Annotated in this window: 23 protein-coding genes and 1 tRNA gene; 7 read left to right on the top strand and 17 right to left on the bottom strand. The window is 65.3% G+C overall.

The genetic code is table 11. The features are described 5' to 3' along the window. Nucleotides 1-30 precede the first annotated feature (30 nt). Nucleotides 31-1,437 (bottom strand): adenosylhomocysteinase, encoded by a 1,407-nt coding sequence (ahcY, locus tag GRI89_RS11070; RefSeq protein ID WP_159795261.1) that lies wholly within the window; start codon nt 1,435-1,437, stop codon nt 31-33. A gap of 452 nt (nt 1,438-1,889) precedes the next feature. Between ahcY and GRI89_RS11065 the strand changes: the two genes are divergently transcribed. Beyond that, a complete protein-coding gene (locus tag GRI89_RS11065; RefSeq protein WP_159795258.1) occupies nt 1,890-4,928 on the top strand; it encodes a TonB-dependent receptor plug domain-containing protein in 3,039 nt (1,012 codons plus the stop codon). A gap of 109 nt (nt 4,929-5,037) precedes the next feature. Continuing rightward, nucleotides 5,038-5,517: a peroxiredoxin gene (locus tag GRI89_RS11060; protein ID WP_159795255.1), complete on the top strand. Its 480-nt coding sequence runs from the start codon at nt 5,038-5,040 to the stop codon at nt 5,515-5,517. A 6-nt stretch (nt 5,518-5,523) separates the two neighbouring features. Here GRI89_RS11060 and GRI89_RS11055 read toward each other — a convergent pair whose 3' ends face one another. From GRI89_RS11055 to GRI89_RS11025, 7 genes are all read right to left on the bottom strand, one after another. Next, complete coding sequence (locus GRI89_RS11055) at nt 5,524-7,044, bottom strand: TolB family protein (protein WP_159795253.1); 1,521 nt, start codon at nt 7,042-7,044, stop codon at nt 5,524-5,526. A gap of 58 nt (nt 7,045-7,102) precedes the next feature. Continuing rightward, nucleotides 7,103-8,395: a UDP-N-acetylglucosamine 1-carboxyvinyltransferase gene (locus GRI89_RS11050; protein ID WP_159795250.1), complete on the bottom strand. Its 1,293-nt coding sequence runs from the start codon at nt 8,393-8,395 to the stop codon at nt 7,103-7,105. 31 nt (nt 8,396-8,426) lie between these two features. Continuing rightward, a complete protein-coding gene (folE, locus tag GRI89_RS11045) occupies nt 8,427-9,035 on the bottom strand; it encodes a GTP cyclohydrolase I FolE (protein WP_159795247.1) in 609 nt (202 codons plus the stop codon). Continuing rightward, nucleotides 9,032-10,591, bottom strand: coding sequence for a phospholipase D-like domain-containing protein (locus GRI89_RS11040; RefSeq protein ID WP_235913261.1), 1,560 nt, complete (start codon nt 10,589-10,591; stop codon nt 9,032-9,034). The genes folE and GRI89_RS11040 overlap by 4 nt, the downstream gene beginning before the upstream one ends. A 19-nt stretch (nt 10,592-10,610) precedes the next feature. Beyond that, nucleotides 10,611-11,102, bottom strand: coding sequence for a hemerythrin domain-containing protein (locus GRI89_RS11035; RefSeq protein WP_159795244.1), 492 nt, complete (start codon nt 11,100-11,102; stop codon nt 10,611-10,613). A gap of 103 nt (nt 11,103-11,205) precedes the next feature. Further along, a tRNA-Arg gene (locus GRI89_RS11030) sits at nt 11,206-11,282 on the bottom strand. A gap of 46 nt (nt 11,283-11,328) precedes the next feature. Next, the gene (locus GRI89_RS11025) at nt 11,329-11,748 is read right to left on the bottom strand and encodes a (deoxy)nucleoside triphosphate pyrophosphohydrolase (protein ID WP_159795241.1); all 420 of its coding nucleotides are present in this window, start codon (nt 11,746-11,748) and stop codon (nt 11,329-11,331) included. Between the two features lie 72 nt (nt 11,749-11,820). Between GRI89_RS11025 and GRI89_RS11020 the strand changes: the two genes are divergently transcribed. Together GRI89_RS11020 and GRI89_RS11015 are read left to right on the top strand one after the other, a co-directional pair. Then, a complete protein-coding gene (locus tag GRI89_RS11020; protein ID WP_159795238.1) occupies nt 11,821-12,012 on the top strand; it encodes a Flp family type IVb pilin in 192 nt (63 codons plus the stop codon). A 134-nt stretch (nt 12,013-12,146) separates the two neighbouring features. Continuing rightward, nucleotides 12,147-12,317: a Flp family type IVb pilin gene (locus GRI89_RS11015; RefSeq protein WP_159795235.1), complete on the top strand. Its 171-nt coding sequence runs from the start codon at nt 12,147-12,149 to the stop codon at nt 12,315-12,317. A gap of 86 nt (nt 12,318-12,403) precedes the next feature. Here the strand turns inward: GRI89_RS11015 and GRI89_RS11010 are convergent, their stop codons facing one another. From GRI89_RS11010 to GRI89_RS18175, 5 genes are all read right to left on the bottom strand, one after another. After that, nucleotides 12,404-13,891, bottom strand: coding sequence for a M48 family metalloprotease (locus GRI89_RS11010; RefSeq protein WP_159795232.1), 1,488 nt, complete (start codon nt 13,889-13,891; stop codon nt 12,404-12,406). Nucleotides 13,892-13,983: 92 nt separating this feature from the next. After that, the gene (locus GRI89_RS11005) at nt 13,984-14,964 is read right to left on the bottom strand and encodes an acetyl-CoA carboxylase carboxyltransferase subunit alpha (protein WP_159795382.1); all 981 of its coding nucleotides are present in this window, start codon (nt 14,962-14,964) and stop codon (nt 13,984-13,986) included. Nucleotides 14,965-14,974: 10 nt separating this feature from the next. After that, nucleotides 14,975-15,853, bottom strand: coding sequence for a tyrosine recombinase (locus GRI89_RS11000; RefSeq protein WP_159795229.1), 879 nt, complete (start codon nt 15,851-15,853; stop codon nt 14,975-14,977). Between the two features lie 105 nt (nt 15,854-15,958). After that, entirely contained in the window at nt 15,959-17,791 is a 1,833-nt protein-coding gene (locus GRI89_RS10995) for a hypothetical protein (protein WP_159795226.1), read from the bottom strand. Then, nucleotides 17,788-17,922 (bottom strand): hypothetical protein, encoded by a 135-nt coding sequence (locus GRI89_RS18175; protein WP_268891758.1) that lies wholly within the window; start codon nt 17,920-17,922, stop codon nt 17,788-17,790. The genes GRI89_RS10995 and GRI89_RS18175 overlap by 4 nt, the downstream gene beginning before the upstream one ends. A gap of 47 nt (nt 17,923-17,969) precedes the next feature. Here GRI89_RS18175 and GRI89_RS10990 point away from each other — a divergent pair, with 47 nt between their 5' ends. Together GRI89_RS10990 and aroB are read left to right on the top strand one after the other, a co-directional pair. After that, nucleotides 17,970-18,539 (top strand): shikimate kinase, encoded by a 570-nt coding sequence (locus GRI89_RS10990; RefSeq protein ID WP_201290912.1) that lies wholly within the window; start codon nt 17,970-17,972, stop codon nt 18,537-18,539. Beyond that, complete coding sequence (aroB, locus tag GRI89_RS10985) at nt 18,530-19,639, top strand: 3-dehydroquinate synthase (RefSeq protein ID WP_159795223.1); 1,110 nt, start codon at nt 18,530-18,532, stop codon at nt 19,637-19,639. The genes GRI89_RS10990 and aroB overlap by 10 nt, the downstream gene beginning before the upstream one ends. An 8-nt stretch (nt 19,640-19,647) precedes the next feature. Here aroB and GRI89_RS10980 read toward each other — a convergent pair whose 3' ends face one another. From GRI89_RS10980 to GRI89_RS10970, 3 genes are all read right to left on the bottom strand, one after another. After that, nucleotides 19,648-20,001 carry a Rap1a/Tai family immunity protein gene (locus GRI89_RS10980; RefSeq protein WP_159795220.1) on the bottom strand — a complete coding sequence of 118 codons (354 nt, stop codon included), beginning with the start codon at nt 19,999-20,001 and terminating at the stop codon, nt 19,648-19,650. A 63-nt stretch (nt 20,002-20,064) separates the two neighbouring features. Beyond that, complete coding sequence (locus tag GRI89_RS10975; RefSeq protein ID WP_159795217.1) at nt 20,065-21,042, bottom strand: DUF5597 domain-containing protein; 978 nt, start codon at nt 21,040-21,042, stop codon at nt 20,065-20,067. A 165-nt stretch (nt 21,043-21,207) separates the two neighbouring features. Continuing rightward, a complete protein-coding gene (locus GRI89_RS10970; RefSeq protein ID WP_159795214.1) occupies nt 21,208-21,543 on the bottom strand; it encodes a beta-galactosidase in 336 nt (111 codons plus the stop codon). Between the two features lie 139 nt (nt 21,544-21,682). Here GRI89_RS10970 and GRI89_RS10965 point away from each other — a divergent pair, with 139 nt between their 5' ends. Then, nucleotides 21,683-23,083 (top strand): peptide MFS transporter, encoded by a 1,401-nt coding sequence (locus GRI89_RS10965; RefSeq protein ID WP_159795211.1) that lies wholly within the window; start codon nt 21,683-21,685, stop codon nt 23,081-23,083. Here the strand turns inward: GRI89_RS10965 and GRI89_RS10960 are convergent. Beyond that, complete coding sequence (locus tag GRI89_RS10960) at nt 23,080-23,526, bottom strand: DUF488 domain-containing protein (protein WP_159795208.1); 447 nt, start codon at nt 23,524-23,526, stop codon at nt 23,080-23,082. The two genes, GRI89_RS10965 and GRI89_RS10960, sit on opposite strands and share 4 nt — an antisense overlap. Nucleotides 23,527-23,530 lie beyond the last annotated feature (4 nt).

Below are 23,530 nucleotides of genomic sequence, written 5' to 3'. Positions count from 1 at the left end.
CTCCCGCGTGTGGCGGGAGGGGATGCGCGATCAGTAGCGATAGTGGTCCGGCTTGAACGGACCTTCGACCGGCACGCCGATGTAGTCGGCCTGCTTCTGGGTCAACTTGGTCAGTGCAACGCCGAGCTTTTCGAGGTGCAGCGCCGCGACCTTCTCGTCGAGGTGCTTGGGCAGCACGTAGACGTCGTTGTCGTACTGCTCGCCCTTGGTGAACAGCTCGATCTGCGCCAGCACCTGATTGGTGAACGAGCAGCTCATAACGAAGCTGGGGTGCCCGGTGGCGCAGCCCAAGTTCACGAGGCGACCCTTGGCGAGGATGATGATCTGCTTGCCGTCGGGGAAAGTGACGATGTCGGTCCCCGCCTTCACTTCCTTCCAGTCGTAGTTGTCGAGGGCGGAAATCTGGATTTCGGAATCGAAGTGGCCGATGTTGCAGACGATCGCCATCGGCTTCATCGCCTTCATGTGCTCGGCGGTGATGACGTCCTCGTTGCCGGTGGTGGTGACGAAGATGTCGGCGCGCTTGGTCGCCTGCTCCATTGTCACGACCTCGTATCCTTCCATCGCCGCCTGCAGCGCGCAGATCGGGTCGATTTCGGTCACCAGAACGCGGGCGCCGCCGTTGCGCAGCGAATCCGCCGAGCCCTTGCCGACGTCGCCAAAGCCGGCGACGCAGGCGACCTTGCCGGCCAGCATGACGTCGGTGGCACGGCGGATCGCATCAACCAGCGATTCCTTGCAGCCGTAGAGATTGTCGAACTTCGACTTGGTGACGCTGTCGTTCACGTTGATCGCCGGGAACGGCAGCTTGCCCTGCTTGGCGAGGCTGTAGAGACGATGGACGCCGGTGGTGGTCTCTTCCGACACGCCGTGGATGTTCTTGACTGTCTCGGTCAGGTAGCCCGGCTTGGCCTTGATGAACGCCTTCAGCGCGCGCTGGAACTCGACTTCCTCGGCGTTGCCCGGCTCGGGCAGGCTCTCACCGGCCTCGATGCGGGCGCCCCACAGCGCGAACATCGTCGCGTCGCCGCCGTCGTCCAGGATCATGTTGCAGGTCTCGTCTTCGCCCCAGTCGAAGATCCTGCCGACATAGTCCCAGTATTCGGCCAGGCTTTCGCCCTTGATCGCGAAGACCGGAATGCCCTGGTCGGCGATGGCCGCCGCGGCGTGATCCTGGGTCGAAAAGATGTTGCAGGTCGCCCAGCGCACTTCGGAGCCCAAAGCGACGAGCGTCTCGATCAGCACCGCCGTCTGGATCGTCATGTGCAGCGAACCGGTGATCTTCGCGCCCTTGAGCGGCTGCGAAGCGCCATATTCCTCGCGCGTTGCCATGAGACCCGGCATCTCCGTTTCGGCGATCGCGATCTCGTCGCGGCCGTACTCGGCCAGGCTGATGTCCTTGACGATGTAGTCGTGCTCGGCAGTGGCAGTAGCCATGCGTGGAAACTCCTTCGAAGTGTGATGAAGGCGTCGCCGGGGCTCCATGCTTCGCCAGTGTCGAAATTCTCCATAGACCGGGACGGCGCGCGGCGCAAATGGGCGATTCTTGGGCCTTTCCGCTTCGGCGAATGGCGCTGCTCAATCGACCAAATGTACCCTCCCGACGCCAGTCGGCATTCGTCCGCCGTCCATCGAAATCAACGGGCAGTTCCACGGGAATGTCCGAAATTCATGCTGCAAGCCGTCCCGATCGGCGATCACCCGAAGGGTGACGGCGAAGACCCGGCGAGCGCAAAGGGGCATGTCGGGATTGCCGCATCCGTGGTGCAATGGCGCCCGGACCGGAACCCTTGTCACAAAGCCATGCTCCGCGACCGAGAGAGCTTGTCTGGATCGAACCGGCGGCACCTGCCGCAATTCCGGTTCACGGTAGTTCAGGGAGCAAGAGCATGACACGAATTTCAACCCTCGCCCGTATCCTCCTCGCTGGCGTAGCCGGACAGGCACTGCTCATGGCGCCCTCCGTGTCCGCTCAGGACGATCCATCGTCCGACGAGCAGATTGGTGAAGTGACCGACGAGAGCTCCACCGACCTCGCAGCGGAAAGCGCGGAAGAAGGCCCGGCCATAATCGTCACCGGATCGCGCATCCGGCGGCAGGACTTCGACACGCCCAATCCGGTGCTGTCGGTGGGCACGGCCCAGGTCGAAGAGTCGGGCACGACCAATCTCACCGATTTCCTCAGCGGCATTCCCGCCCTGCAGGGATCGTCAGGCTCCGACCGTAACGGCGGTGAGCAGGCGGCGATCGGCTTCACCGGTCTCAACCTGCTCGACCTGCGCAACCTGGGAACGCAGCGCACGCTGGTGCTGGTGGACGGGCGCCGGCACGTCGCCGGGACGAACGGCACCCAGGCGGTCGATATCAACACCATCCCGAGCGACCTGGTAGAGCGTGTCGATATCCTCACCGGCGGCGCCTCGGCCATTTACGGCGCCGATGGTGTGTCGGGCGTGGTCAACTTCGTGATGAAGCACAATTTCGAAGGAATCACGGCTCGCGGCCAGTACGGCGTCAGCGATGCCGGGGGCGGCGCGCAGAAGCTCGCCGCGCTGACCGCAGGTACGAACTTTTCCGATGGTCGGGGCAATGTCGCCATCGCCTACGAACACGGCGAGGAAGACCGGCTGCCCTATGCCAAGCGCAAGCGCTATTCCGCCTCGCGCCTGACCGCGTTCTACCTCAATCCAGACGATCCGGAGAACCAGGGTGGCTACACTGGCCCCAACGACAACGGCATAGCCGACAACATCCCGCTGGCCGACGTGCGCTATTTCGACACCAACCGCGAGGGCGGGATCGACATCGATTTCGACGGCTTCCCTGATTACCTCGTCAACAGCGACGGCAATGTCGTCGCGTTCGACGGTGGAAAGTTCGTGCCGGACTTCTACAGTCAGGGCGGCAACGCCACGCACGTCAGCGACTACCGTCTCGACATCCTGCCCAAGATCAACCGCGACATCGTCAACGTCATCACGCACTACGAATTCTCGCCCGAGATAACCCTGTTCGCGGAAGGCAAGTACGCGAATATCAAGTCGTTCTCGCTGTCCCAGCCGACCTACGACTATTACCTCTACATTCCGTTCGACAATCCCTTCATTCCCGCTTCGGTCGCGGCAATCGCGCCTTACGGCGACGTCCTGGTCAACCGCGACAACTTCGACCTCGGCATCCGCGGCGAGGACATTACGCGCGAGACCTGGCGCGGCGTGATCGGGCTGCGCGGCGACCTGACCGACAATCTCAACTACGAGGTCAGCTACACCTATGGCCAAATGAAGGCGACCAACCACTACGTCGACGACATGTTCACCGACCGTTTCTACGCCGCGATCGATGTGGTGGAGGACCCGGCGACGGGCCAGCCGACCTGCCGGGTCAATCTCGACCCGTCATGGACACCGTTCCAGCCCTACAACTATACACGCAACGAGATTCCGCCGACCACCTTCCAGCCCGGCGAGTGCCTGCCACTCAACATTTTCGGCGAGAACGTGGCCGACCCGGCGGCAATCGCGTGGGTCCAGGCCGATACCACCGACCGTGAGAAGCTTACCCAGAACGTGGTGTCGGCAAGTGTCTCCGGCGACCTTGCCAACGTCTTCACCTTCCCTGGCGGCGGGGCACTCGGCTTCGCCGTCGGCGCGGAATACCGCCGCGAGACCAGTTCGTTCGATCCCGACGACTTGCTGGAACAAGGGCTGACCTATGGCAACAAGCTGGGGCCGGTGGTCGGCAAGTACGACGTCTTCGAACTGTTCAGCGAGGTTCGCTTGCCCATTCTGCAGGGAATGCCCTTCGCCGAAAACCTCGAGGTCGGCGGCGCGGTCCGCTATTCGGACTACTCGACGATCGGCACGACCTGGGCGTGGAAGGTCGACGCAAACTACTCGCCGGTGCGCGACATCGCCATTGTCGGCACCTACTCCACGGCGGTTCGGGCGCCCAACATCGGTGAGCTGTTCGCCGCGCCCAGCCAGACGTTCCTGTTCATCACCGACCCGTGCAACCAGAACCAGGTCCAGAACGGAACCCAATACCGTGCAGCCAACTGCGCCTCGCTGCTGACCTCGCTCGGCGCCGATCCCTCGACCTATCGCGATACCCGGTCGTCCAGCCTGCCCGGCTCGGTTACCGGCAATCCCGACCTGAGCGAGGAAACCGCCAAGACCTGGACGGTCGGGGCCATACTGCAGCCGAGCTTCGTGCCGGGCCTGTCGGCGCGGTTCGATTGGTACGACATCAAGATCAAGAACGCGATCAACACCGCCACCGCCAACGAGATCGCCGGCCTGTGTGTCGACCAGCCGACGCTCGACAACCCGTATTGCGCGCAGATTACGCGCCAGAACGGCACCGGAGGCACCGCCGATCCCGGCAACATCGTCGACTACACGCTCAAGCCCTTCAACGTTGCGGCCTTCCGCACCGCAGGGCTCGACGTGAACCTCAATTATCGGTTGATCACCGACAACGCCGGCATCTTCACCGTCAACCTGATCGGCAACTATCTTGATCGGCTGACCTTCATTTCGGTCCCCGGCGCGCCGGTGACCAACATCCGCGGAGAGGCCATCACCCGGTCGCCCAAGTACACCGTCAACGCCGACCTCACGTGGACGTTCGACGCCGTGACCATCAATTATGGTCTGACCTACTTCTCGAAGACCTCGCGCTACACGAACGTGCAGATGGCCGGCAATCCGGACATCGTCGACGACCGCTATCGCTACCTCAAGGAGCGCTGGCAGCACGATATCTACGCGCGGTTCGACGTGTCCGACGAGGTGCAGGTCTTTGGCGGTGTGAACAACCTGTTCGACCAGAAGCCTTCCATTGGCACGACCTTCTATCCGGTTAGCGCGGTCGGCCGCTTCTTCTACTTCGGGGTCAAGGTCGGGTTCGACGACTTCAAGTTGTGACATTGCCGGGGGCGCGGCGGGCTTGCTTCGCCAGCGCCCCTTTTGCCGCTTGCGTCTCGCGAAGCGCCCACTATCTCCACCTCGCAACTAGTGGCTGGAGACAGAAACGATGACGATTTCCAAGGGAGACACGCTGCCGGACGTGACGCTGGTCAAGGCCACTGCCGAAGGTCCGCAAAAGGTCCAGTCGGGCGAATACTTCAAGGGCAAGAAGGTGGCGCTTTTTTCGGTGCCGGGCGCTTTCACCCCGACCTGCTCCGCCAAGCACCTGCCGGGCTTCGTCGAAAAGGCCGCCGAACTCAAGGCCAAGGGCATCGACGAAATCGTCGGCACCGCGGTCAACGACGCCTTCGTGATGGGCGCGTGGAACAAGGCCTCCGGATCCGACGACATCACCATGCTGGCCGACGGAAACGGCGATTTCGCCACTGCGCTCGGCCTGACGATGGACGGCTCGGGCTTCGGCCTCGGCACCCGCGGCCAGCGCTATTCGATGATCGTCGACGACGGTGTGGTCACCGAACTCAACGTCGAAGCGCCGGGCGACTTCAACGTCTCGAGCGCGGAGCACATGCTCGGCCAGCTCTGAGCGTAATCAGCGCTTCAGCCGATAGCTGACGAAGGCAATCCGCTTCCCGTCGGGTGACCAGCTCGGCACGTTGATCGTTCCTTGCCCGCCGAACAGGCGGGTAAGGACGGTCGGCGGTTCGCTGCCGTCGGCCGGCATGAGCCGCAACTGCACGTCCTCGCGGTTCGGCGGGTGGTCGGTGACCGCGACGTCGTCGCCGAACGAGATGTAGGCGATCCACTTTCCGTCGGGCGAGAGGTGCGGGAACCAGTCGCGCCGCACGGGATCGTGCGTCAGGCGAACCGGATCGGAGCCGTCGGCGTTCGCGCGCCACAACTGCATCGCCCCACTGCGCGTCGAATTGAAGTAGAGGAAGCGGCCGTCGGGTGAATACTCAGGCCCGTCGTCCGATCCCGGCCCGACGACCAGCGGCCAGGGATCGCCTCCCTCGGCTTTCACCCCCCAGATATCGTAGGTGCCGTCGTCCGCGCCGACACGGACATAGGCCAGCGTCGTTCCGTCGGGCGACCAGGCATGCCAGTAGGACCGCGCCTTGGGATCGCTGACCACGGTACGCACCGGCTTCGAACCGTCGAGCGTGACGACGTGGATGCGGCTGAGGTTGTCGGGCTCACTCTGGTCGGAAATGGCCATCAGCGACCCGTCAGGCGACAGGCCGTGGTCGTTGTTGTTGGCGTTGCGCCCACCGGTATCGACCGCACGCGGCTCCCCACCCTCGACCGGGATGCGCCAGATCCGGCCGTCGCTGTTGTAATATAGTGCCGCGCCGTCGCGGCTCCAGTTGGGCGCTTCGATCTTCCGGTCGAAGTGGCGCACCACCGTGCGGGTCCGCACACCGCCGACCTCCATCGTTTCGAGCGTGGCCTCGACCTGCGCCGCGTAGCCTGTGTCGGGAACGTAGGCGAGTTGCGGAACGGTCAGTTCGACGTTCGAGAAGCGGGCCGTCTCGGCCTTCGCATTGTCGTGCGCCGAAACCGCCAGCCCGACGAGATAAGGCGCCTGAAAGGCGATGCGGAAACTGCCGCCGGCCTGGTGCAGCACACCGTCGCTGCCCGCGACCGAGAAGTAGACGAAGTTGCCCTGGCGCTCGAGCCGCACACGGCCGGGATGCGACACGTTCGAGACGATCTGCCGCGTAGGTCCGCCGGGGACCTCGCGATATTGCAATGCCACCAGCCCGTCGCCGTGAACCATGACATCGGCATAAGCGGCGTTGGGCGAGAGGTCCTGGCGGATCATCAGCCCGGCCTTGCGATGTGGATCGCCGCCCTCACCCTCGAAGGCGATATCGGCGGCGATGTGCAGGTCGCCCGACCGTTGGGTCCAGACATAGTGGAACGCGTCGGCCTCGCCCCAGATGTTCGCGCCGCCGCCGGTTACCCGGTAGGTGCTACCATCCAGTTCGACGCTGCCAGCGAGGGCGGCCTCTCCGACGTCACCTTCGGAAGCGAATTGTCCGAGGTCCTCCGCGACCGACGGTGCGGCGCAAATCAGCGACACGGCAACAAGCAAGTGGCGCAAGATCATCGGTGTTCCTCCCCCGAGGTGCTCCGACGATAGCGCTACCTGCCGGTACTTGCGAGCGTCAGTCCATCCACTGCACGTCGGCACCCAGCGCGACGAAGTTCTTCACGAAGTCGGGGTGCGCACGCTTGATCGGATCGGCGTCGAGGATCGTCGATTCGCCGTCGATCGCGCTCGCCACCATCAAGAGGGCGATGGCCACGCGGATGATGTAGGGGCTGGTCACCGTCGCCGGGGCGAGCTTGTCGCCGCCGAAGGTGATCAGGCGGTGCGGGTCGCACAGCAGGGTGTGGGCGCCGAACAAGCTGAGTTCGGTATGCCAGGTCAGCCCGCCTTCGTAGACCTTGTTCCAGAACATCATCTGACCCTCGGCGCGCACGCCAAGTGCGATGAAGATCGGCAGCAGGTCGGCCGGGATATAGGGCCATGGCGCCGCCTCGACCTTGGTGATGAGGTGAGCGGTGAAGTTTACCTCGACCTTGAGCCGGGACGGCCCGGCCATCCGCGACCAGCCGTCTGCGTGCGTCACCTCGGCCCCGAACTTCTCGAACGTGCGGTCGATCAGGTCGAAGTGTTCGGGGCAGCCGTTGCGCACCGAGATGTCGCCGCCGGTCACTGCCGAGAGGGCTAGGAAGGTGGCGATCTCGTGGAAATCGTCCTGAAAGGTGTAGTCGGTGCCGCCGAGCTCGGTCCCGCCGACAACCGAGACCATCGAGGTGCCCTTGCCTATGATCTTTGCCCCGCAGGCCTCGAGGAAATCGCACATCTCCTGGACGTGCGGCTCGCAGGCGGCGTTGACGATCTGGCTCGTGCCCTGGACGGTCAAAGCGCAGAGGATGAAGTTCTCGGTCGTCGTGACCGAGGCATATTCGAGCCACATGCGCGTGGCCTCGCCCTTGCCTGTTCCCTTGAAAACGATCTCGCCGCCATCCTGCTCGACGTCCGCCCCGAAGGCGCGGAACACCGCGACGTGCGGGTCGATCTCGCGCGCGCCGAGCGTGCAGCCCTTGACCGCATGCTCGAGCCGCACGGTGCCGAGCCGCATGATCAGGCCGGGGATCATCATGATCGAGGCGCGCATCGCCTGCGGCAGGCGCGCGCCGCTGCCCTTGGCGATGGACGAATGGTCGATGTTCAGGACCTTGCCGTTCTTGTCCCACTCCACGGTGGAGCCGATCTCGCGGAAGAAATCGACGATGCGCAACACGTCGGTGATTTCCGGCACGTTGCGCAAGGTCACCGGCGCCTCGCTCAGCAGCGTGGCGCACAGCACCGGTAGGACGGCATTCTTGTTTGCCGACGGTTCGATCCTCCCGGTCAGCTTGTGACCGCCACGAACCAGCAATGAACTCATCTAGGTAAACCCCTGAAACAAACGATCCGATTCAATAGCCCATCAGCTTGAGCACTTCTTCGCGGCTGCGATGATCGCTGCGGAAAAGCCCCATGACCTGGCTGGTGACCATCGACACGCCCGGCGTACGTACTCCGCGAGCGGTCATGCAGGCATGGCTGGCATCGATCACCACCGCAACCCCGCGCGGCTTGAGGTTGTCCCAGATGCACTGCGCGACTTCGGCGGTCAGACGCTCCTGGATCTGCAGGCGCCGGGCATAGGCGTGGAGCACGCGAGCAAGCTTGGAAATGCCGACCACGTGGTCCTGCGGCAGGTAGGCGATCGCCGCCTTGCCGATGATCGGCGCCATGTGGTGTTCGCAGTGGCTCTGGAACGGAATGTCCTTGAGCAGCACGATCTCGTCGTACCCGCCGACTTCCTCGAAGATGCGGCTGAGGTGGCTGGCCGGTTCCTCGGTGTAGCCGACGCAGTATTCCTTCCACGCGCGAGCGACGCGCTTGGGGGTGTCAAGCAGCCCTTCGCGCTCGGGATCGTCGCCGGCCCATCGGATCAGCGTGCGGATCGCCTCCTGTACCTCGTCGGGTACTTCGGGCTTTCCGCGCGGGTCGTCTTCGTCCGGTCCAACAAGGCTACTCATCGATTCCCCAGTCTGCGTCGCTGGCGCCTGCGCGCCATCGCCCGGCTCATTAGGCCTGGTCGCCGAAAAAGGCCACGCTTCCTCGCAGCGAGGAATTCGAACATTTCCTCGGGCGTTTCGGGATCGAGCAGTTCGCTGTCGGCCAATCCCTTCTCGGTTTCGGTAATCTCCTCGATATGCAGCTTGCGCAGGCTGCGCCCCCGATCGGTGCCGAGCGCATCGATCATCGTCGCCATGGAGCCGTGCTTTTCCAGCAAGGGACCGACCTCGTTCTCCTCCAGCGCGAGGTGTTCGGCCAGCAGCGAGTGGCGCAAGGCGCGGATAGCATCGCCGCAATGGCCGTTCCCCGCACGGGCACAGTCGATGAACACGTCGCATTCGCTGTCGAGCCCCATCGAGCGGTTGTTGAAGTTGGCTGACCCGATCCGCAGCAGCGTATCGTCGACGATCATCAGCTTGGCATGGCAATAGATCGGGGTCTCGCCGGTATAGGGCACGTAGAAATGCAGGCGGCCATGCCGGTCGAGCTCCTGCAGGGCGTGGGCCAGCCGGGTGCGCGCGGCGCCCATCGCCTCCTGCTCGACGAATCCTTCGGCCTGCAGGGCGTGGACGACGACCACTTCGGGCGGATCGTCTCCGGCGAGGCGCTCACCGATGGCCTCGGCCACAACGCGCGAGGCGAAATACTGGCTTTCGGCGTAGATGAAGCGCTTTGCCCTGCCGATCTGGCTGGCAAACAGCTCGGCGATCTCGTGCACTTCGGTCACCTCGCCATGTGCCGCCCTCGTCCTCGCGATGCCGACCTCGACGTCGGTGAACTGCGCTTCGAAATCGTCCGGCCATGCGCTGCCGCCCTCGCACTCGACGGGTTCGAGCGGTTTGCCACCTGCCCTTCTCCAGCGCTCGCGCCCCAACTCGCCGAGCGTGGCCGCCACTTCGCCTTCGAGCATCATCGTCGCATCGTGCCACGGTTCGTAGGGCTTGCCGCGCGGAGTGCGTCGGCCCGGGTCGTCTTCTCGGTGCTGGCGCGTGTCCCAGCGCGCCGAGGTCATATCGATGCCGCCGCACACCGCCAGCCGGTCGTCGATCACTGCGATCTTCTGGTGATGGCTGCAGCCGAGCGGGTGGTTGGTGTCGAACTTGAAATCGATCCGCCGATGCGGCCACCAGCGCACGAGGTCGACCAGCATCGTCCCGCGCCCGAAGAACTTCACGAATCCCAGGCTCCACTTGAGGATGCGGATTTCCAGCCCCGGCCTCGTGCGCCGGAGCCAAAGGATGAAGCTGCCGAGCCGAACGGGTTGGCCCCGGTTCCACGCCCGCTGCCACCAGCGGCGCCCCCTGCCGAGGTGGATACGCGTATCGAAATCCCAGCCGATCAGCATGATGCGGCGACGCGCCTTGAGCATCGCCTGCTGCATCAGGTCGAAATAGTCCGCCGCGTCGACGATCACGCTGGCGCGACTGGCCTTTGCATAGCGCCAGACGCCGGGCTCGACGCAACTGTCGTCGAACCCGGCATTCTCGATCTCGCTTTGGCTGTCCCGATCGTTCAATCGACCTGCGCCGCCCCGCCTATTCGTTGGCCTCGTCCATCTTCTCGGGCGTTACCTCGGCGTCGGCCTTTTCGGCCCGCTTGCGACGTTCGAAGACGCTGCGCATGAAGGCGCGGTCTTCGTCGGTCAGCATCTTCTCAAAGTCGGGGAAGTGTTCGTCCTCTTCCTCGTCGATGTGATGGCGGTAGCGCTCTTCGAGGTTCTTGAACTTTGCCAGCCAAGCGCCCGTCGCCATTCCGGTCGCCGCGAGGTCGTTGAGCATTTCCTCGATCTCGTGGTGCTCGGCCACCGAATGGCGCGTTTCGTCGGTCGCCGGGGGTTTGCGCATCATCGTCGAATAGAGCGCCTGCTCCTCGGCCGCGGCATGGGCCTTCGCCTCGAGGGTGAACTCCTCGAACAACTCGCGCCGCTCGGCGGTTTCGCCATGCGTCTGTGCAAGGCGATCGAGCAGGTCGCGGTGCCTTTCGTGGTCCTGCTTGAGGCGGGCGAAAATGTCGGCATCTTCGGTCATTGGAACTCCTGTTCGTCTTGAAAGAAGAACAGGATTCCGGGGCACAAGTTCCGCGACGGCAGAACCAAACAAGGCCACCCTCCGGCTGGAGGATGGCCTTGATTGGCGCGCCCGGAAGGATTCGAACCTCCGACCGCCTGATTCGTAGTCAGGAACTCTATCCAGCTGAGCTACGGGCGCGCTTGAGGGGCGCCACATAGGGGCGCCTCCCCGGCTTGGCAATCCCCTATCCGGTCAATTCCTGCAGTAACCGGCGGTCCATGGGCGCGAGCGGCAACCGGGCTGCATCCGCTGGTGAGAACCAGCCGAATTCCTGCCCCTCAAGCCCTTTGGGGACGCCGGTCCAGACCGGACAGGCATAGAGCTGGAGGGCTATGCCCGGGCTGGTACCCTGCCGTGCTTCCTCCGCTGTTCCGAGCGGCTCCATTGCCGTCGGGTCGAGCGTCAGCGCAAGTTCCTCCTCGATCTCACGGGCCAGGGCAAGACGCTGATCTTCCTGAATTTCCACCTTGCCGCCAGGGAACTCCCACAGGCCGGCGTGATGCTTGCCGTCGGGGCGTAACTGAAGCAACAATCGACCTGCCTCATCGCGTATCGCGGCGGCCACAACGGGAAGCCATGTCGGGTTTCTTTCCACGTCAACCATTCAGGCGAACCAATTGTTAATGACGATGTGCGAATTCCCTTCATTGGCACGCAGATCGGGGGATCGAAAGCCATGAAGACATTAAAATTCCTGCGGGATTTCGCGCGTGACGAGCGCGGTGCGACCGCAATTGAGTACGGGCTGATCCTCGCGATGGTTTTTCTCGCGATGGTCGGTGCCGCCTCGGCCCTGGGTGACGAGCAGACGTCAATCTTCAGCCGGATGTCGACCACATCGGTCTCGGCCATGCAAGGCTCCGTCTGAACGCCACCAAGGTGAACGCAGGGTAAATCTGAGCATTAGGAATTTCTCAACCTCTAATCACTAATTCCAAAATCTGCTTGATCCGAAGACAGGGGGTCGAGCCGGGTACCGAAGACTGAACCAGGAGACTGACCATGAAGTTTTTCAAGAACCTGCTTCGTGATGAAGCTGGCGCCACCGCCATCGAATACGGCCTTATCGCTGCTCTGATCGCCGTTGCTGCGATCACCGCGATGCAGGGCCTGGGCAACCAGCTCTCGACGACCTTCAACCAGGTCACCACCACGATGAGCGGCGCCGTCTAATAGACGCGTAGCCAATCGGCTAACGGAAAGGGCGGCAGGGAAACCTGCCGCCCTTTTCTTTTGCCCGCGATGCGACCCTAGCGACCCTAGCGCGCGCGGACGACGATCTTGTACTTCTGGCCCGGCACCACCTGGGCCGACCCGAACAGGCCGTTCAGGATCCGGAAGCGCTGTTCCTGCGCATCCGAGAACGCCATCCGCCGCGCCAGCGTTCCGACGCTGTCGTTGCTGCCCGCGGTGACCACCTGGATCTTGCGCGGAACAATCGCGCTGGCCTCGGTCGCACTTATCCGGCGCAGCGACTGGAACATCGGGTTGAACACGCCCGCCTGCCCCGCCGGGGCGATGGCGGCGAAGTGGAACGCCTGGGTGTTCGAGAACTGGTAGGCGTAGACCACGACATCGACGTTCTGCGAGCCGTTGCTGACCCGCGCCTGCCCGACGGCGGCCGGGATGCCGTTGATCGTGGTCTTCTGGATCGACTGCGGCGCCAGCGTCGACTGGTCTCCGCCAATCGCCTTGAAAACACTGGCGACATAGGTGTCGAGATTGCCATTGAACAGACCGCTCGAAAACTGAGCCTGGCCGGTCTGGCCGCCGATCGACACGGCGCGCGTGCCGTTTATCATGTAATAGCCCTGCGGGACCGAGAAGGTCAGGCGATATTCGGGATGCGTGAAAGTCCGACCTTCGATCATGCCCTGCTTGGGGTCGTCGCCGTAGGTCAGGCCGTCGATACGGGTGAGGAAGGTATCCCGGTTGGTCACCCCGCCCACGCCGGCCGTATCCGCCAGTTGCAGCGCATTCTGCACCCGGCCCGCCGGATCGGGGTGAGTCGAGGCCCATTCGGGAATCGTCGAATCGCGGCCCATCAACTGCGCATCGAGCGAATTTTGCGCCGCGAGGCTTTGGAGCACGCTGGCCATGGCCCGCGGATCGTATCCGGCGCGCTTGAGGTAGGTCACGCCGAGCTGGTCGGCCTGCAGTTCCTGGTTGCGCGAATAGCTTAGTGTGGCGAGCTGCGGCGCGGTACCGGCGATCTTCTGGCCAAGCTGGCCGAGCGCGCTGTCGCCGAGCACGGCGCCGGCAAGAACCTGCCCGAGCACGCCGAGAATCGCGTTCTGCTGCGCCTGCGCCTCGCGCCTGGCCGAATGGCGCGCGGCAACATGGCCGACCTCGTGCCCCATGACCCCGGCGAGTTCCGCCTCGTTGTTCATCAGGTCGACGAGCTGGCGGGTGATGTAGACATAGCCCCCCGGCACCGCGAAGGCGTTGTCGACCGAACTGTTGAGCAGAGTCACCGTGAACGCCGACTGCGCGTTGGCGAGTCCGGACTGGACGGCGATGTTCTTGCCCACCTGCTCCACATACTGCGCCTGCGGACCGGTTTCCGCGCCACCGAATTCGGCGACGAACTGCTGGTGGTATTGGGCGCCTTGTGCTGCTTCCTGCTGGGTAATCGGCGAACCGGCCGGAACCCCGGCGCCGGGCACGGTGGTGCAGGCGGCCAGTGCCAGCGAAGCGGCACCGGAAAGGATTATCGCCCGAATTGGGCGGCGTAAGGTCGTTGGCATCGGCGACTCCTCATCGTGCGGGACGCGCAGTTCCATGGCGAACCGCGGCGAATCGTTGCGCAATGAACCGTCAGGCCGTTGCGATGTTCCCGTCAGCCGTTGCCACGACGTTCGCGGCGCGAACGCTTGTCGCCGATTGCCAGGAAACGATCCTCGCGCATCTTGCGAAGCGCCTTGGCGCCCTTGCCCGAAAGCTTGGCCAGCTCGCCGTCGATGGCCTCGGCCAGTGTCGCGGCGACGGCCTCGCGGTCACGGTGCGCCCCGCCGACCGGTTCGGGAACGATGCGGTCGATCACGCCCAGTTCGAGCAGGTCCTGCGCAGTGATCTTCATCGCCTCGGCTGCCTGCGGGGCCTTCTCTGCCGTACGCCACAGGATCGAGGCGCAGCCTTCGGGCGAAATGACCGAATAGACCGCGTGTTCGAGCATCAGCACGCGTTCAGCGCTGGCCAGCGCCACCGCGCCTCCCGAACCGCCCTCGCCAACAATCGTCGCGACCATCGGCACCGGCAGCGCGAGGCATGCCTCGGTCGAGCGGGCAATGGCCTCGGCCTGCCCGCGCTCCTCCGCCTCGATGCCGGGAAACGCGCCCGAGGTATCGACCAGCGTCACCACCGGCAGCCCGAAGCGCCCGGCCAATTCCATCAGTCGGATGGCCTTGCGATAGCCCTCGGGCTTGCCCATGCCGAAGTTGTGGCGAATGCGGCTTTCGGTGTCGTGGCCCTTCTCGTGACCGATCAGCACGACCTTGCGCCCGCCCTTGAGCGTGGCGAGTCCGCCGATGATCGCGTTGTCCTCGCCATAATGGCGATCCCCGCCGAGCGGCATGAAGTCCTCGAACATCAGTTCGAGCCAGTCCTTGAAATGCGGCCGTGCGGGATGGCGCGCGACCTGCGTCTTCTGCCACGGTGTCAGCGCCTTGTAGGTGCTGTCGAGCAGTTCGGCGCTCTTCTTTTCGAGCCGCGCGATCTCCGGCGAAATGTCGACGTCGTCGCCTGCGGATGCAGCGCGCAGCTCGGCAATCCGCGCATCGAGCGCCGCAACGGGCTTCTCGAACTCGAGATAGGAAATCATGGCGGCGGCGCTACCCGCCGCGACGGCGTTCGGCAAGGGGATGCCGTTCATTGACCAGGGTCACAAGCCGCGCCGCGTCGACGTGTGTGTATATCTGGGTGGTGGCGATATCGGCGTGGCCGAGCAGCGTCTGCAGCACCCTGAGGTCGGCCCCGCCCTCCAGCAGGTGCGTGGCGAAGGCATGACGCAGGACGTGCGGGCTGACCTTGGCCGGGTCGATCCCGGCGCGCGCCGCGAGTTCCTTGAGCAACTGGTAGAGGCGGATGCGTGTGATGTGCTTGGTGCGTGAGGGGAACAGGAACTTGCCCCCTGCCTCGCGCACCGCCAGCCAGCGCCCGAGCGCCTGTTTGGCGCGCCCCGAGACCGGGACCATGCGCTGCTGCCCGCCCTTGCCCGTTACCGTCAGGAACGGCGCGTCCCGCGGCACCGCGGCGAGCGACAGCGAGACCAGCTCGGTAGCACGCAGTCCGGAACCATAGAGCAGTTCGAGCAACGTCAGCATCCGCACGGCGGCCGGGCCATCGCCTTCGGCTTCGAGTGCGGCGCGCGCAAACATCGCTTCGACCTCGGCGTGGCTGAGGATCTTCGGCAGCGGGCGGCGCCTTGCCGGTCGAGGCAGGGCAGGCGACGGATCGTCCATGCGCAGCCCTTCGTCGACAAGGAAACCGTAGAACTGCCGCAGCGCCGAGGCCTTGCGCGCCACGCTCGACGGGGCAAGCGGGCTCCAGGCGGTGGCGAGGCTCGCCAGGGCATCGCGATCGGCCATTGCCAGGTCACCGAGCAGCTCTTCTGCCGCTTCGAGGTCGCGGCGGTAGGCCGCCATCGTGTTTGCCGCTGCCCCCCGCTCCGCGGCGAGCATGGCGAGGAAGGCATCGATCGCCTCGCTCATTTGCTGCCCTCCCGTAGGCGGGAGCAGGCCGGGGGGTGGGCAAGACCACAACCCGGGGCGCGTTCCTCGCCCACCCCTAACCCCTCCCGCTTGCGGGAGGGGAATTCATCCGCGCGCCACCGCTTCGGCGGCGATCATGCGGGCTTCGGCGCCGAGCCCCGCGCGGTCGAGCGCGCGGACGATGTGGAACAGGTGCCGGGCGGTCATCTTGTCCCACCCGCTGCCCTGCATGCCGAGCCCGGCGAGCAGCGCAACGAGCGCCGGGTTGCGGTACTCGCCGGCCTTGTCGATCGCGTCGCTCCACTTGCTCGCCCGATCGAGCGAGAGGTCGAGCCGGCCGGCCTCGGAGCTGAGGTCGCCAGAGTCTATACGCCCGAGCCCGGCCAGACCTGCGACGAGGAATCGTGACTTACGCTGGTCGATGCTCTTGTCGTTGTCGATGAACTCGCTGAGCGCGCCGGAACTGACGGTGCCCTGACGGTTCGGCTGGGCCAGCGCGAGCAGCGCCCAAGCCTGGCTGCCCTCGTTGACCAGCGGGCCCCAGCGCATCGCGTTGCGGTCGAGACCGGCGGTCAGCATCGAGGCGATGAACGGCGAGGGATCGGACATAAGGTCGCGTTCGACCGGCAGGCGCGCCGCGGCATAGGCGGTCAGGACCTGGCGACCGTACTGGTCTTCGCCCCCGCCCCACACAGCTTCGATCGCTGCGACGCGGTCGGCGGGGGCCGCCGCGACATAGGCGGTGCGCAGGGTGTTCGAACGATCCTTCACGTCGCCGGTGACGTCGTCGTCCGCAAAGATCTGGCTGTAGAGGTCAATCATCGCGCGCGAGGACAGGATGCCGTCCTTGCCGGCGCGGTCGGCGGCGGCGGCACGCTGGTCGAGCGGGACCGCCGGGATCAGCACGTTTCCGCGCATCAGGCGGCTGCTCGCCCCGTTAAGCAGCGAATCGGGAATTTCGATGCCGAGCGCGCGCGACAGCGACAGCCGCCACGGCGTCAGCTCGTCGACCCCGTCCCATTCGATATTGACCGCGCGGCGTCCCTCGCCCGCCGCTCCGGCAAAGCGCTGGGCAAGCAGCACGTCGATGCGCGGCGCGGTGCCGCGCGACAGCATGCGGCCGAGATCGCGCTCGGCGGTGCGCGATTCGCCGCCGAAAGCGTCGCAGATCGCGCGAACCATCAGCCATTCGTCGTCTTCGCGCAGGCCGCCCTTGAGCTCGGCCACCGGGCACATCCCGACGAGGTCGCCGGTCTGGAGGTAGGCATCGAGCGCGGCGCTGGCGAGCTTCTCGTCGTAATTGGCCGAATCGACATCCTGCACGAGGCGGCGCGACACCGCACCTTCGCCCATGCGGTTGAGCACCGTGGCGCGCAGGGCGGCAAATTCGACCGGATCCATATCGTCCGGCGCATCGAGCCGGCTGGCGAGCGCGCGGCGCAGCAGGATATGGCCCCAGCGCGAGACGATCGGCCCCTTGGTGCCGGCAAGCGCGGCGCGGACCAACGCAGCGGGTTGGGCGGACAGCGAACCGGGAGCGAAACCTCCCTCGCCCGCGCCGAGTACCCCGACCTGTTCGAGCGAGCGGCGGGCGCCGGGCGGAATGTCGTACTTGGGCTTCAGGCCGAACAACTCGTCGAGTTCGCCGCTGTCCATCTTCTCGAGCTCGGCGATGCTAGGCAGGCTTTTCGGGACGACCGTCGGCAGGAGGTTCGGATCGGTTGCGTCGCCGGGCAGCTGCTGGATCACCGGAGTGGCGCCCGGGAGGGGCGCTGCGGGGACAGGAGCAGCGGGACGCGCCGTCGCGCTCGGCCGCGGAGCCGGTGTCGGGGTGGGGTTGTCGAAGATCGGCGGGAGCAGCGATTCCGGGCTGCCGGCCAGCGCCAGCGCTGGGGTAAGGACTAACGCCGCCCCGGCTAGCCAAGTCGCGCGCCTCATTGCCCGTCCCCCGGCAGCTCGATGGCCCGCTCGATCATGCGCAGCTCCTCGCGTCCACCGTCGATCCAGGCAAAGGCTATCACGGTCATCACCAGCACCACGAGGGCAGTCACGATCCTTTTGCGTCCCATCCGGCAATCCTTGCGCTGGCGTCTAGAGGCAGATAGCGCCTGCGGCAATGACCTTGGACGGCCATACCCTGAACGATGCGGAAATCCGCCAGCTTGCCATCCGGCTCGATCGGCCGGTCGTGCTCGTCGGAATGATGGGTGTCGGCAAGTCGACCGTCGGGCGCAAGTTGGCCACTTTGCTCGACCTTCCCTTCGTCGACGCCGACGATGAAATCGCCGAGGCGGCGCAGCTGACAATACCCGAAATCTTCGAACGATTCGGCGAACCCTATTTCCGAGACGGCGAACGTCGGGTCATCGCCCGGCTGCTCGAAGGCGGCCCTTCCGTCATTGCCACCGGCGGTGGCGCCTTTGCGCAGGACGACACCCGCGCCATGATCCTCGAACGCGGCCTTGCGGTGTGGCTCGACAGCGACGTCCCGACGCTGATCGACCGGACCAGCCGCAAGGACAACCGGCCACTGCTCAAGGGTGGAGAGCCGCGCAAGATCCTCGCCGAGCTGAAAGCGAAGCGCGACCCGCTCTATGCTCTCGCCCCTGTCCATGTGATCAGCGGCAGGGGCCCGCACGGCGATACCGTCACCCTCATTCTCGGAGCGCTGGCCGGATGCCTGTAGTCGCCGTCGAACTCGCTGGCCGCCCCTACGAAGTTCGCGTCGGCACCGGCCTGCTGGCCGACCTGCCGGCGCAGTGTGGCAAGCTGCTGCGCAAGCGCCGTGTGCCGATCGTGACCGACGAGAACGTCGCTCGCGATTGGCGCGGTATCGCGCAGCAAAGCCTTGACTCGGCTGGATTCGAGCCGCAATGGCTGGTCCATGCCCCAGGCGAAGGTGCGAAGTCGTGGAGCGGCCTCGCACGCACGATGGATTGGCTGCTCGAACAGGAGGTCGAGCGCGGCGACCACATCCTCGCGCTCGGCGGCGGGGTGATCGGCGACCTGACCGGGTTTGCGGCATCGATCCTAAAGCGCGGCTGCGGTTTCATTCAGTTACCGACCAGCCTGCTGGCGCAGGTCGACAGCTCGGTGGGCGGCAAGACCGCGATCAATGCCAGCGCGGGCAAGAACCTCGTCGGCGCCTTCCACCAGCCGTCGCTGGTGCTCGCCGACCTCGACACGCTCACCACCCTGCCCGCGCGCGAACTGCGCTGCGGCTACGCCGAGGTGATCAAGTACGGCATCCTCGGCGACCGGGCGTTCTTCGACTGGTGCGAAACGGACGGCGCGAAGGTGGTCGCTGGTGATCGCGCAGCGCAGGAATACGCCGTGACCGAGAGTGTGAAGGCCAAGGCCCGCATCGTCGCCGAGGACGAGCGCGAGACCACCGGCAAGCGCGCCCTGCTCAACCTCGGCCATACCTTCGGCCACGCGCTGGAGGCGGAGACCGGCTTCTCGGACAAGCTGCTCCACGGCGAAGGGGTCGCACTCGGCATGGTCCTCGCCGCGCGCTATTCGGCCCGGCGCGGTTACATCTCCGACGACGACGCGGCGCGGGTGACCGCGGCGATCGATGCCGTCGGCCTGCCGAGCGAGATCGCCGCGCTGGACATGGACTCCGACGGCCGCAAGCTCGCCGCGCACATGCTCCACGACAAGAAGATGGACGCGGGCACCTTGCCCTTCATCCTGCTGCACGGCATCGGCGCGGCATTCCTCGACAAGGAAGTCTCGCTGGAGGACGTCGCAGCGTTCCTCGACGAGGAACTGCAGGCGCACTGAGCGCCGGTTCAGTCTCCACAAGGATAGGCTTGCATCAGCGCGAGCGCGACGAGGCTTGCCCCGGATTCGCCCAGCTCGTCGGGATTGTCGTCTAGATAGTCGAGCACCGCGGCTTCGAACTCTGGAACGGTCGTATCGTCCTCGGGACATGCGAACGGCTCCAGATTCTCTGTTTCATCGTCGTATTGAAGCGCTTCAATGACACCGAGAATGTACCCGCCGCAGATCGCCTGGCTGCGATCGTCCTGCGCGTTGCACAGGAAATGGAGCCGGTTCCCGTCCATGAACGCGGCCTGCGCCGGCGCCGCGAAGGCGAACAGGGCGGCGAGAGTGGCAGCGACGGCGAGGGGCAGGAATCGCATGGCAAACTCCGGAAGAACGGCGCCTTTTCTGGCCGCGCAGGCGAGTCGGCAAGCCGGAATTTCTTAGTATCGGTAGAGCCGGAACTTCTGGATGCCGAATGCGCCGGGCGGCAGGCGGACGTGGCGGCCCTGGTGGGTCTGGTCCCCGTTGAGACGCCGGCCGTGGCTCCACTCTCCACCTTCAAAGTGGCCTTCCTCGACGAAATCGAACCCCATCCTGCCTTCGCCGTCCTGCGGCTCCACGGTCAGCCTCATCCCGCTTCCGGCAAGCAGGTAGTCTTCCCCACCGAGCCAGATGAGCAGTCCGCCGTGGCTTGCCGGGTCCTGCTCGTTGCGCGGAGACCACGGATCGATGGTCGTAACGCTGAAGCGCGCGCCACCGAGGTCAGCGGTCAGCGGTGCGAGGTCGGCTTCGCCCTCGAAGCTCACCGGGTTGCCTAAACCGACGATGCGCCCTTCGGCCTGTGCCTTGGTCACCAGCGGGGCAATCTGGCGAAGCATGGCGTAGAGTCCGCCGATCCGTTGCGCGTCCGCTTCCCCTGCGTCTTCGATGGCGAACGGGCTGAAACCGATGGCATGACGGAGGCCGATCGAACGCAGTGCGTTGGCCACCAGCGCCCCGTCGGACGGGCAGCTGGCCTCGGGAATGAACAGCGGGCGCACCCCGGCTTCCGTGTAACCGTCGACGATCCCGGCAAAGTTCGGGAAGTAGATGTCGGGGGCGATGAAATCTATCGACGGTGCACCCTCGCGCCATTCGCGCGCCAAATGCGCCAGCGGCCCGCCGCTCGGGTAATTGCCCGGAGCCACGCACGGCCGGCCCTGCGCGCCGTTGACATACATGGGTAGCGGATACTCGCGCTTGCCCGTCGCCGCGACAGCATCGACGTAGGCCGCATAGGCCCGCGCCTGCGTGCGCTCGTCGGCCGCCGCATCGGCGCCCGTGCCGCCTTCCCTGGCGAAGGGCAGGAAGCCGACCTCGTTCTCGACCTGCACCATCAGCACGGTGCGCGCGGAGTCCACCTCTCGCAGGTGCCGCATCAGCGCGGCGAAGGCGCGGGCATCGGAATCGCGCGCCGCTTTCGACGAAGCAGAGATGATCTCCTGCGCCCTGCCAGCCTCGCCCGTGGTCCGCGCAAAGCGCCGGGTGTCGCGCTTGACCCATACTGGCGCGTAGCTCGACGTCGAGTTCTTCCACGTGCCGAACTACAGGAGCACCAGCCGCATGTCGTGCGCCCGTGCATCCTGCAGCAGCCAGTCCACGCTGGAGAAGTCGAACCCGCCTTCTTCCGGTTCGATCAGTTCCCAGTAAACCGGCGCCAGTACGGTGTTGAGGTGCATCGTCTGCAGCTTCGCCCACCTGTCCGCCATGTATTCGCGCGACGAGGTCGAGGAATTGCCAAGCTCGCCGCCAAGGATGAGGAACGGCGCGCCATCGGCGATGAGCTGCGTCGCTTCGCCGCGCTTTTCGAGGTGCGGAACGTCCTGCGCGGCGGCGGGCGCGGCGATCAGGAACAGCAGAATGGCAAGCGACTTGCGCATCGCCGCGTTGTGCCGCCGGTAGCGCTACCGGGCAAGCCATTGAGCGACATTGCGATTCCAGACAGCCGCGAATTTGCGCGAGACTCGCGCTGGTGGCGGCGATAAGCGGTCGCAAACGAAACCAACGAGGATCGCCTGAATGACTGCCGCCGAAGCCAGGCCCGAACATCTCGACGAGGCCCCCGAAAGGGCGGACCGCGCCTTTCTCGGGCATCCCAAGGGCCTCGGCTATCTCTCGGCGGTCGAATGGTGCGAGCGCTTCTCGTACTATTCGATGCAGAACCTGCTTGCGCTCTACATGGTCAACTACCTGTTGCCGCAGCGTTTTTCCGACGTCATCGGGCTCGGCTGGCTGCAGCAGTGGCGCTACGGCGGGGCTGAGGGACAGGTCCTCGCCTCAGCGATCTTCGGCGACTACTCCTCGCTCGTCTACCTCACCCCGATCCTCGGCGGGCTGCTCGCCGACAAGTGGCTCGGACGCCGCGCGGCCCTGGTCGCGGGGGCGGTCGTCATGTCGATCGGCCACTTCCTCATGGCCTTCGAGGGCGCCTTCATCTTCGCGCTGGCGACACTGATCGTCGGCGTTGGCCTGTTCAAGGGCAACATCGCCAGCCAGGTCGGCGAACTCTACAAGCCGGGCGACCTGCGGCGCGCGATGGCGTTCCAGATCTTCTACATCGCCATCAACGTATCGGTGATCGTCGCGCCGTTCATCTCGGGCACGCTCGGCGAGAAGGTTGGCTGGCACTACGGCTTCGGCTGCGCCGGCGTGGTCATGGTGCTCGGCCTGCTGGTCTACCTCAAGGCCGGTCCCTGGCTGCCGCCCGACAACAAGCCGACCGCCGAGAACAAGGCCGCACGCGAGGCTCTGACCCGTAACGACTGGAACCGGGTCATCGCCGTGTTCGTGCTGGTCCCAGTCATGGCCGTGGCGCTGCTCACCAACCAGCAGATCTTCAACGCCTACCTCGTCTGGGCCGACCAACAGTTCGACCTCAATTTCTTCGACTACCGCATCCCCACGACCTGGCTAATGGCGCTCGACGCGGCGCTCAGCTTTTCGATGCTGGTCGCAGTGGCGGCGTTCTGGAAATGGCGCGCCAACCGCACCGGCACCGAACCCGACGAGCTCGGCAAGATGGTGATCGGCAGCTTCTTCACCATTGCTGGTGGGCTGTGCCTCGTCATGGCGACGGTGACGCAGGGCGACGCCAAGATCGGCCTCCTCTGGCCCTTCATGTTCCACTTGCTCAACGCGATCGGCTTCAGCCACATCCTGCCGGTCAGCCTCGCGCTGTTCACCCGCCTGGCGCCGCGGCAGATCAACGCCACGGTGGTCGGCATCTACTACCTCGCCTTCTTCCTCGCCAACCAGATCGTCGGCCATGTCGGCGGCTGGTATTCGAGCATGGACACCGCTCAGTTCTGGCTGATCCACGTCGCAACCGCGGCGGTCGGGCTGGTCGCCTTCGCGGCGTTTAAGATGTTCCTGGCCGAGCGGCTGATGGGCGAGAACGAGTTCGAACCGACCGCAGCCTAGGCGACCAGCGCAGGCTCCAGGTCGATCCGCTCGAAGTCGGACAGGAGCGCGTCGAACAGCAGGGCGCGGTGGCATTCAGCGGCGTTGCGCTCGTAGCAGAGCAGGCATACGCGCTTGCCCTCGGCCAGCGCACGGAGTTCGGCCATCTGCGCCATCGCTTCCGGAAGTTCGAGCTGCCCGGCGTAGACCTTTGACAGCGTGGCATGGTCCCCGCGCCTTGCTGCAGCGCGCCCCACGGCGGGCGTGCCGAGGTCTCGGAAGTGGCGATAGGCGATCCCCGCGTCCTCGACCGCAGCCTTGAGCGAGTTCTTCGAGAACCCCGGCCGGCGCGAAAGCGGCAGGTAGCGGATGTCCGCCAGCACCTCGACCCGGGCCTCGACCAGCGCCCCGACGAGCGCAGCCTGCGAGGCCTGTTCGTAGCCGATGGTGAGGATTGGCGGCATCGTA

The organism is Croceibacterium salegens (genome assembly GCF_009827435.1).
Classification (GTDB): domain Bacteria; phylum Pseudomonadota; class Alphaproteobacteria; order Sphingomonadales; family Sphingomonadaceae; genus Croceibacterium_B; species Croceibacterium_B salegens.
The sequence above is the reverse complement of the archived record's forward strand: the minus strand, read 5'-3'. Positions and strand labels throughout refer to the sequence as shown.

What these genes read in the sequence shown, in the direction of transcription:
- ahcY (WP_159795261.1), bottom strand. Translation starts at nt 1,437, where the DNA reads ATGGCTACTGCCACTGCCGAGCACGACTACATCGTCAAGGACATCAGC.
- GRI89_RS11065 (WP_159795258.1), top strand. Translation starts at nt 1,890, where the DNA reads ATGACACGAATTTCAACCCTCGCCCGTATCCTCCTCGCTGGCGTAGCC.
- GRI89_RS11060 (WP_159795255.1), top strand. Translation starts at nt 5,038, where the DNA reads ATGACGATTTCCAAGGGAGACACGCTGCCGGACGTGACGCTGGTCAAG.
- GRI89_RS11055 (WP_159795253.1), bottom strand. Translation starts at nt 7,044, where the DNA reads ATGATCTTGCGCCACTTGCTTGTTGCCGTGTCGCTGATTTGCGCCGCA.
- GRI89_RS11050 (WP_159795250.1), bottom strand. Translation starts at nt 8,395, where the DNA reads ATGAGTTCATTGCTGGTTCGTGGCGGTCACAAGCTGACCGGGAGGATC.
- folE (WP_159795247.1), bottom strand. Translation starts at nt 9,035, where the DNA reads ATGAGTAGCCTTGTTGGACCGGACGAAGACGACCCGCGCGGAAAGCCC.
- GRI89_RS11035 (WP_159795244.1), bottom strand. Translation starts at nt 11,102, where the DNA reads ATGACCGAAGATGCCGACATTTTCGCCCGCCTCAAGCAGGACCACGAA.
- GRI89_RS11025 (WP_159795241.1), bottom strand. Translation starts at nt 11,748, where the DNA reads ATGGTTGACGTGGAAAGAAACCCGACATGGCTTCCCGTTGTGGCCGCC.
- GRI89_RS11020 (WP_159795238.1), top strand. Translation starts at nt 11,821, where the DNA reads ATGAAGACATTAAAATTCCTGCGGGATTTCGCGCGTGACGAGCGCGGT.
- GRI89_RS11015 (WP_159795235.1), top strand. Translation starts at nt 12,147, where the DNA reads ATGAAGTTTTTCAAGAACCTGCTTCGTGATGAAGCTGGCGCCACCGCC.
- GRI89_RS11010 (WP_159795232.1), bottom strand. Translation starts at nt 13,891, where the DNA reads ATGCCAACGACCTTACGCCGCCCAATTCGGGCGATAATCCTTTCCGGT.
- GRI89_RS11005 (WP_159795382.1), bottom strand. Translation starts at nt 14,964, where the DNA reads ATGATTTCCTATCTCGAGTTCGAGAAGCCCGTTGCGGCGCTCGATGCG.
- GRI89_RS11000 (WP_159795229.1), bottom strand. Translation starts at nt 15,853, where the DNA reads ATGAGCGAGGCGATCGATGCCTTCCTCGCCATGCTCGCCGCGGAGCGG.
- GRI89_RS10995 (WP_159795226.1), bottom strand. Translation starts at nt 17,791, where the DNA reads ATGAGGCGCGCGACTTGGCTAGCCGGGGCGGCGTTAGTCCTTACCCCA.
- GRI89_RS18175 (WP_268891758.1), bottom strand. Translation starts at nt 17,922, where the DNA reads ATGGGACGCAAAAGGATCGTGACTGCCCTCGTGGTGCTGGTGATGACC.
- GRI89_RS10990 (WP_201290912.1), top strand. Translation starts at nt 17,970, where the DNA reads ATGACCTTGGACGGCCATACCCTGAACGATGCGGAAATCCGCCAGCTT.
- aroB (WP_159795223.1), top strand. Translation starts at nt 18,530, where the DNA reads ATGCCTGTAGTCGCCGTCGAACTCGCTGGCCGCCCCTACGAAGTTCGC.
- GRI89_RS10980 (WP_159795220.1), bottom strand. Translation starts at nt 20,001, where the DNA reads ATGCGATTCCTGCCCCTCGCCGTCGCTGCCACTCTCGCCGCCCTGTTC.
- GRI89_RS10975 (WP_159795217.1), bottom strand. Translation starts at nt 21,042, where the DNA reads ATGCGGCACCTGCGAGAGGTGGACTCCGCGCGCACCGTGCTGATGGTG.
- GRI89_RS10970 (WP_159795214.1), bottom strand. Translation starts at nt 21,543, where the DNA reads ATGCGCAAGTCGCTTGCCATTCTGCTGTTCCTGATCGCCGCGCCCGCC.
- GRI89_RS10965 (WP_159795211.1), top strand. Translation starts at nt 21,683, where the DNA reads ATGACTGCCGCCGAAGCCAGGCCCGAACATCTCGACGAGGCCCCCGAA.
- GRI89_RS10960 (WP_159795208.1), bottom strand. Translation starts at nt 23,526, where the DNA reads ATGCCGCCAATCCTCACCATCGGCTACGAACAGGCCTCGCAGGCTGCG.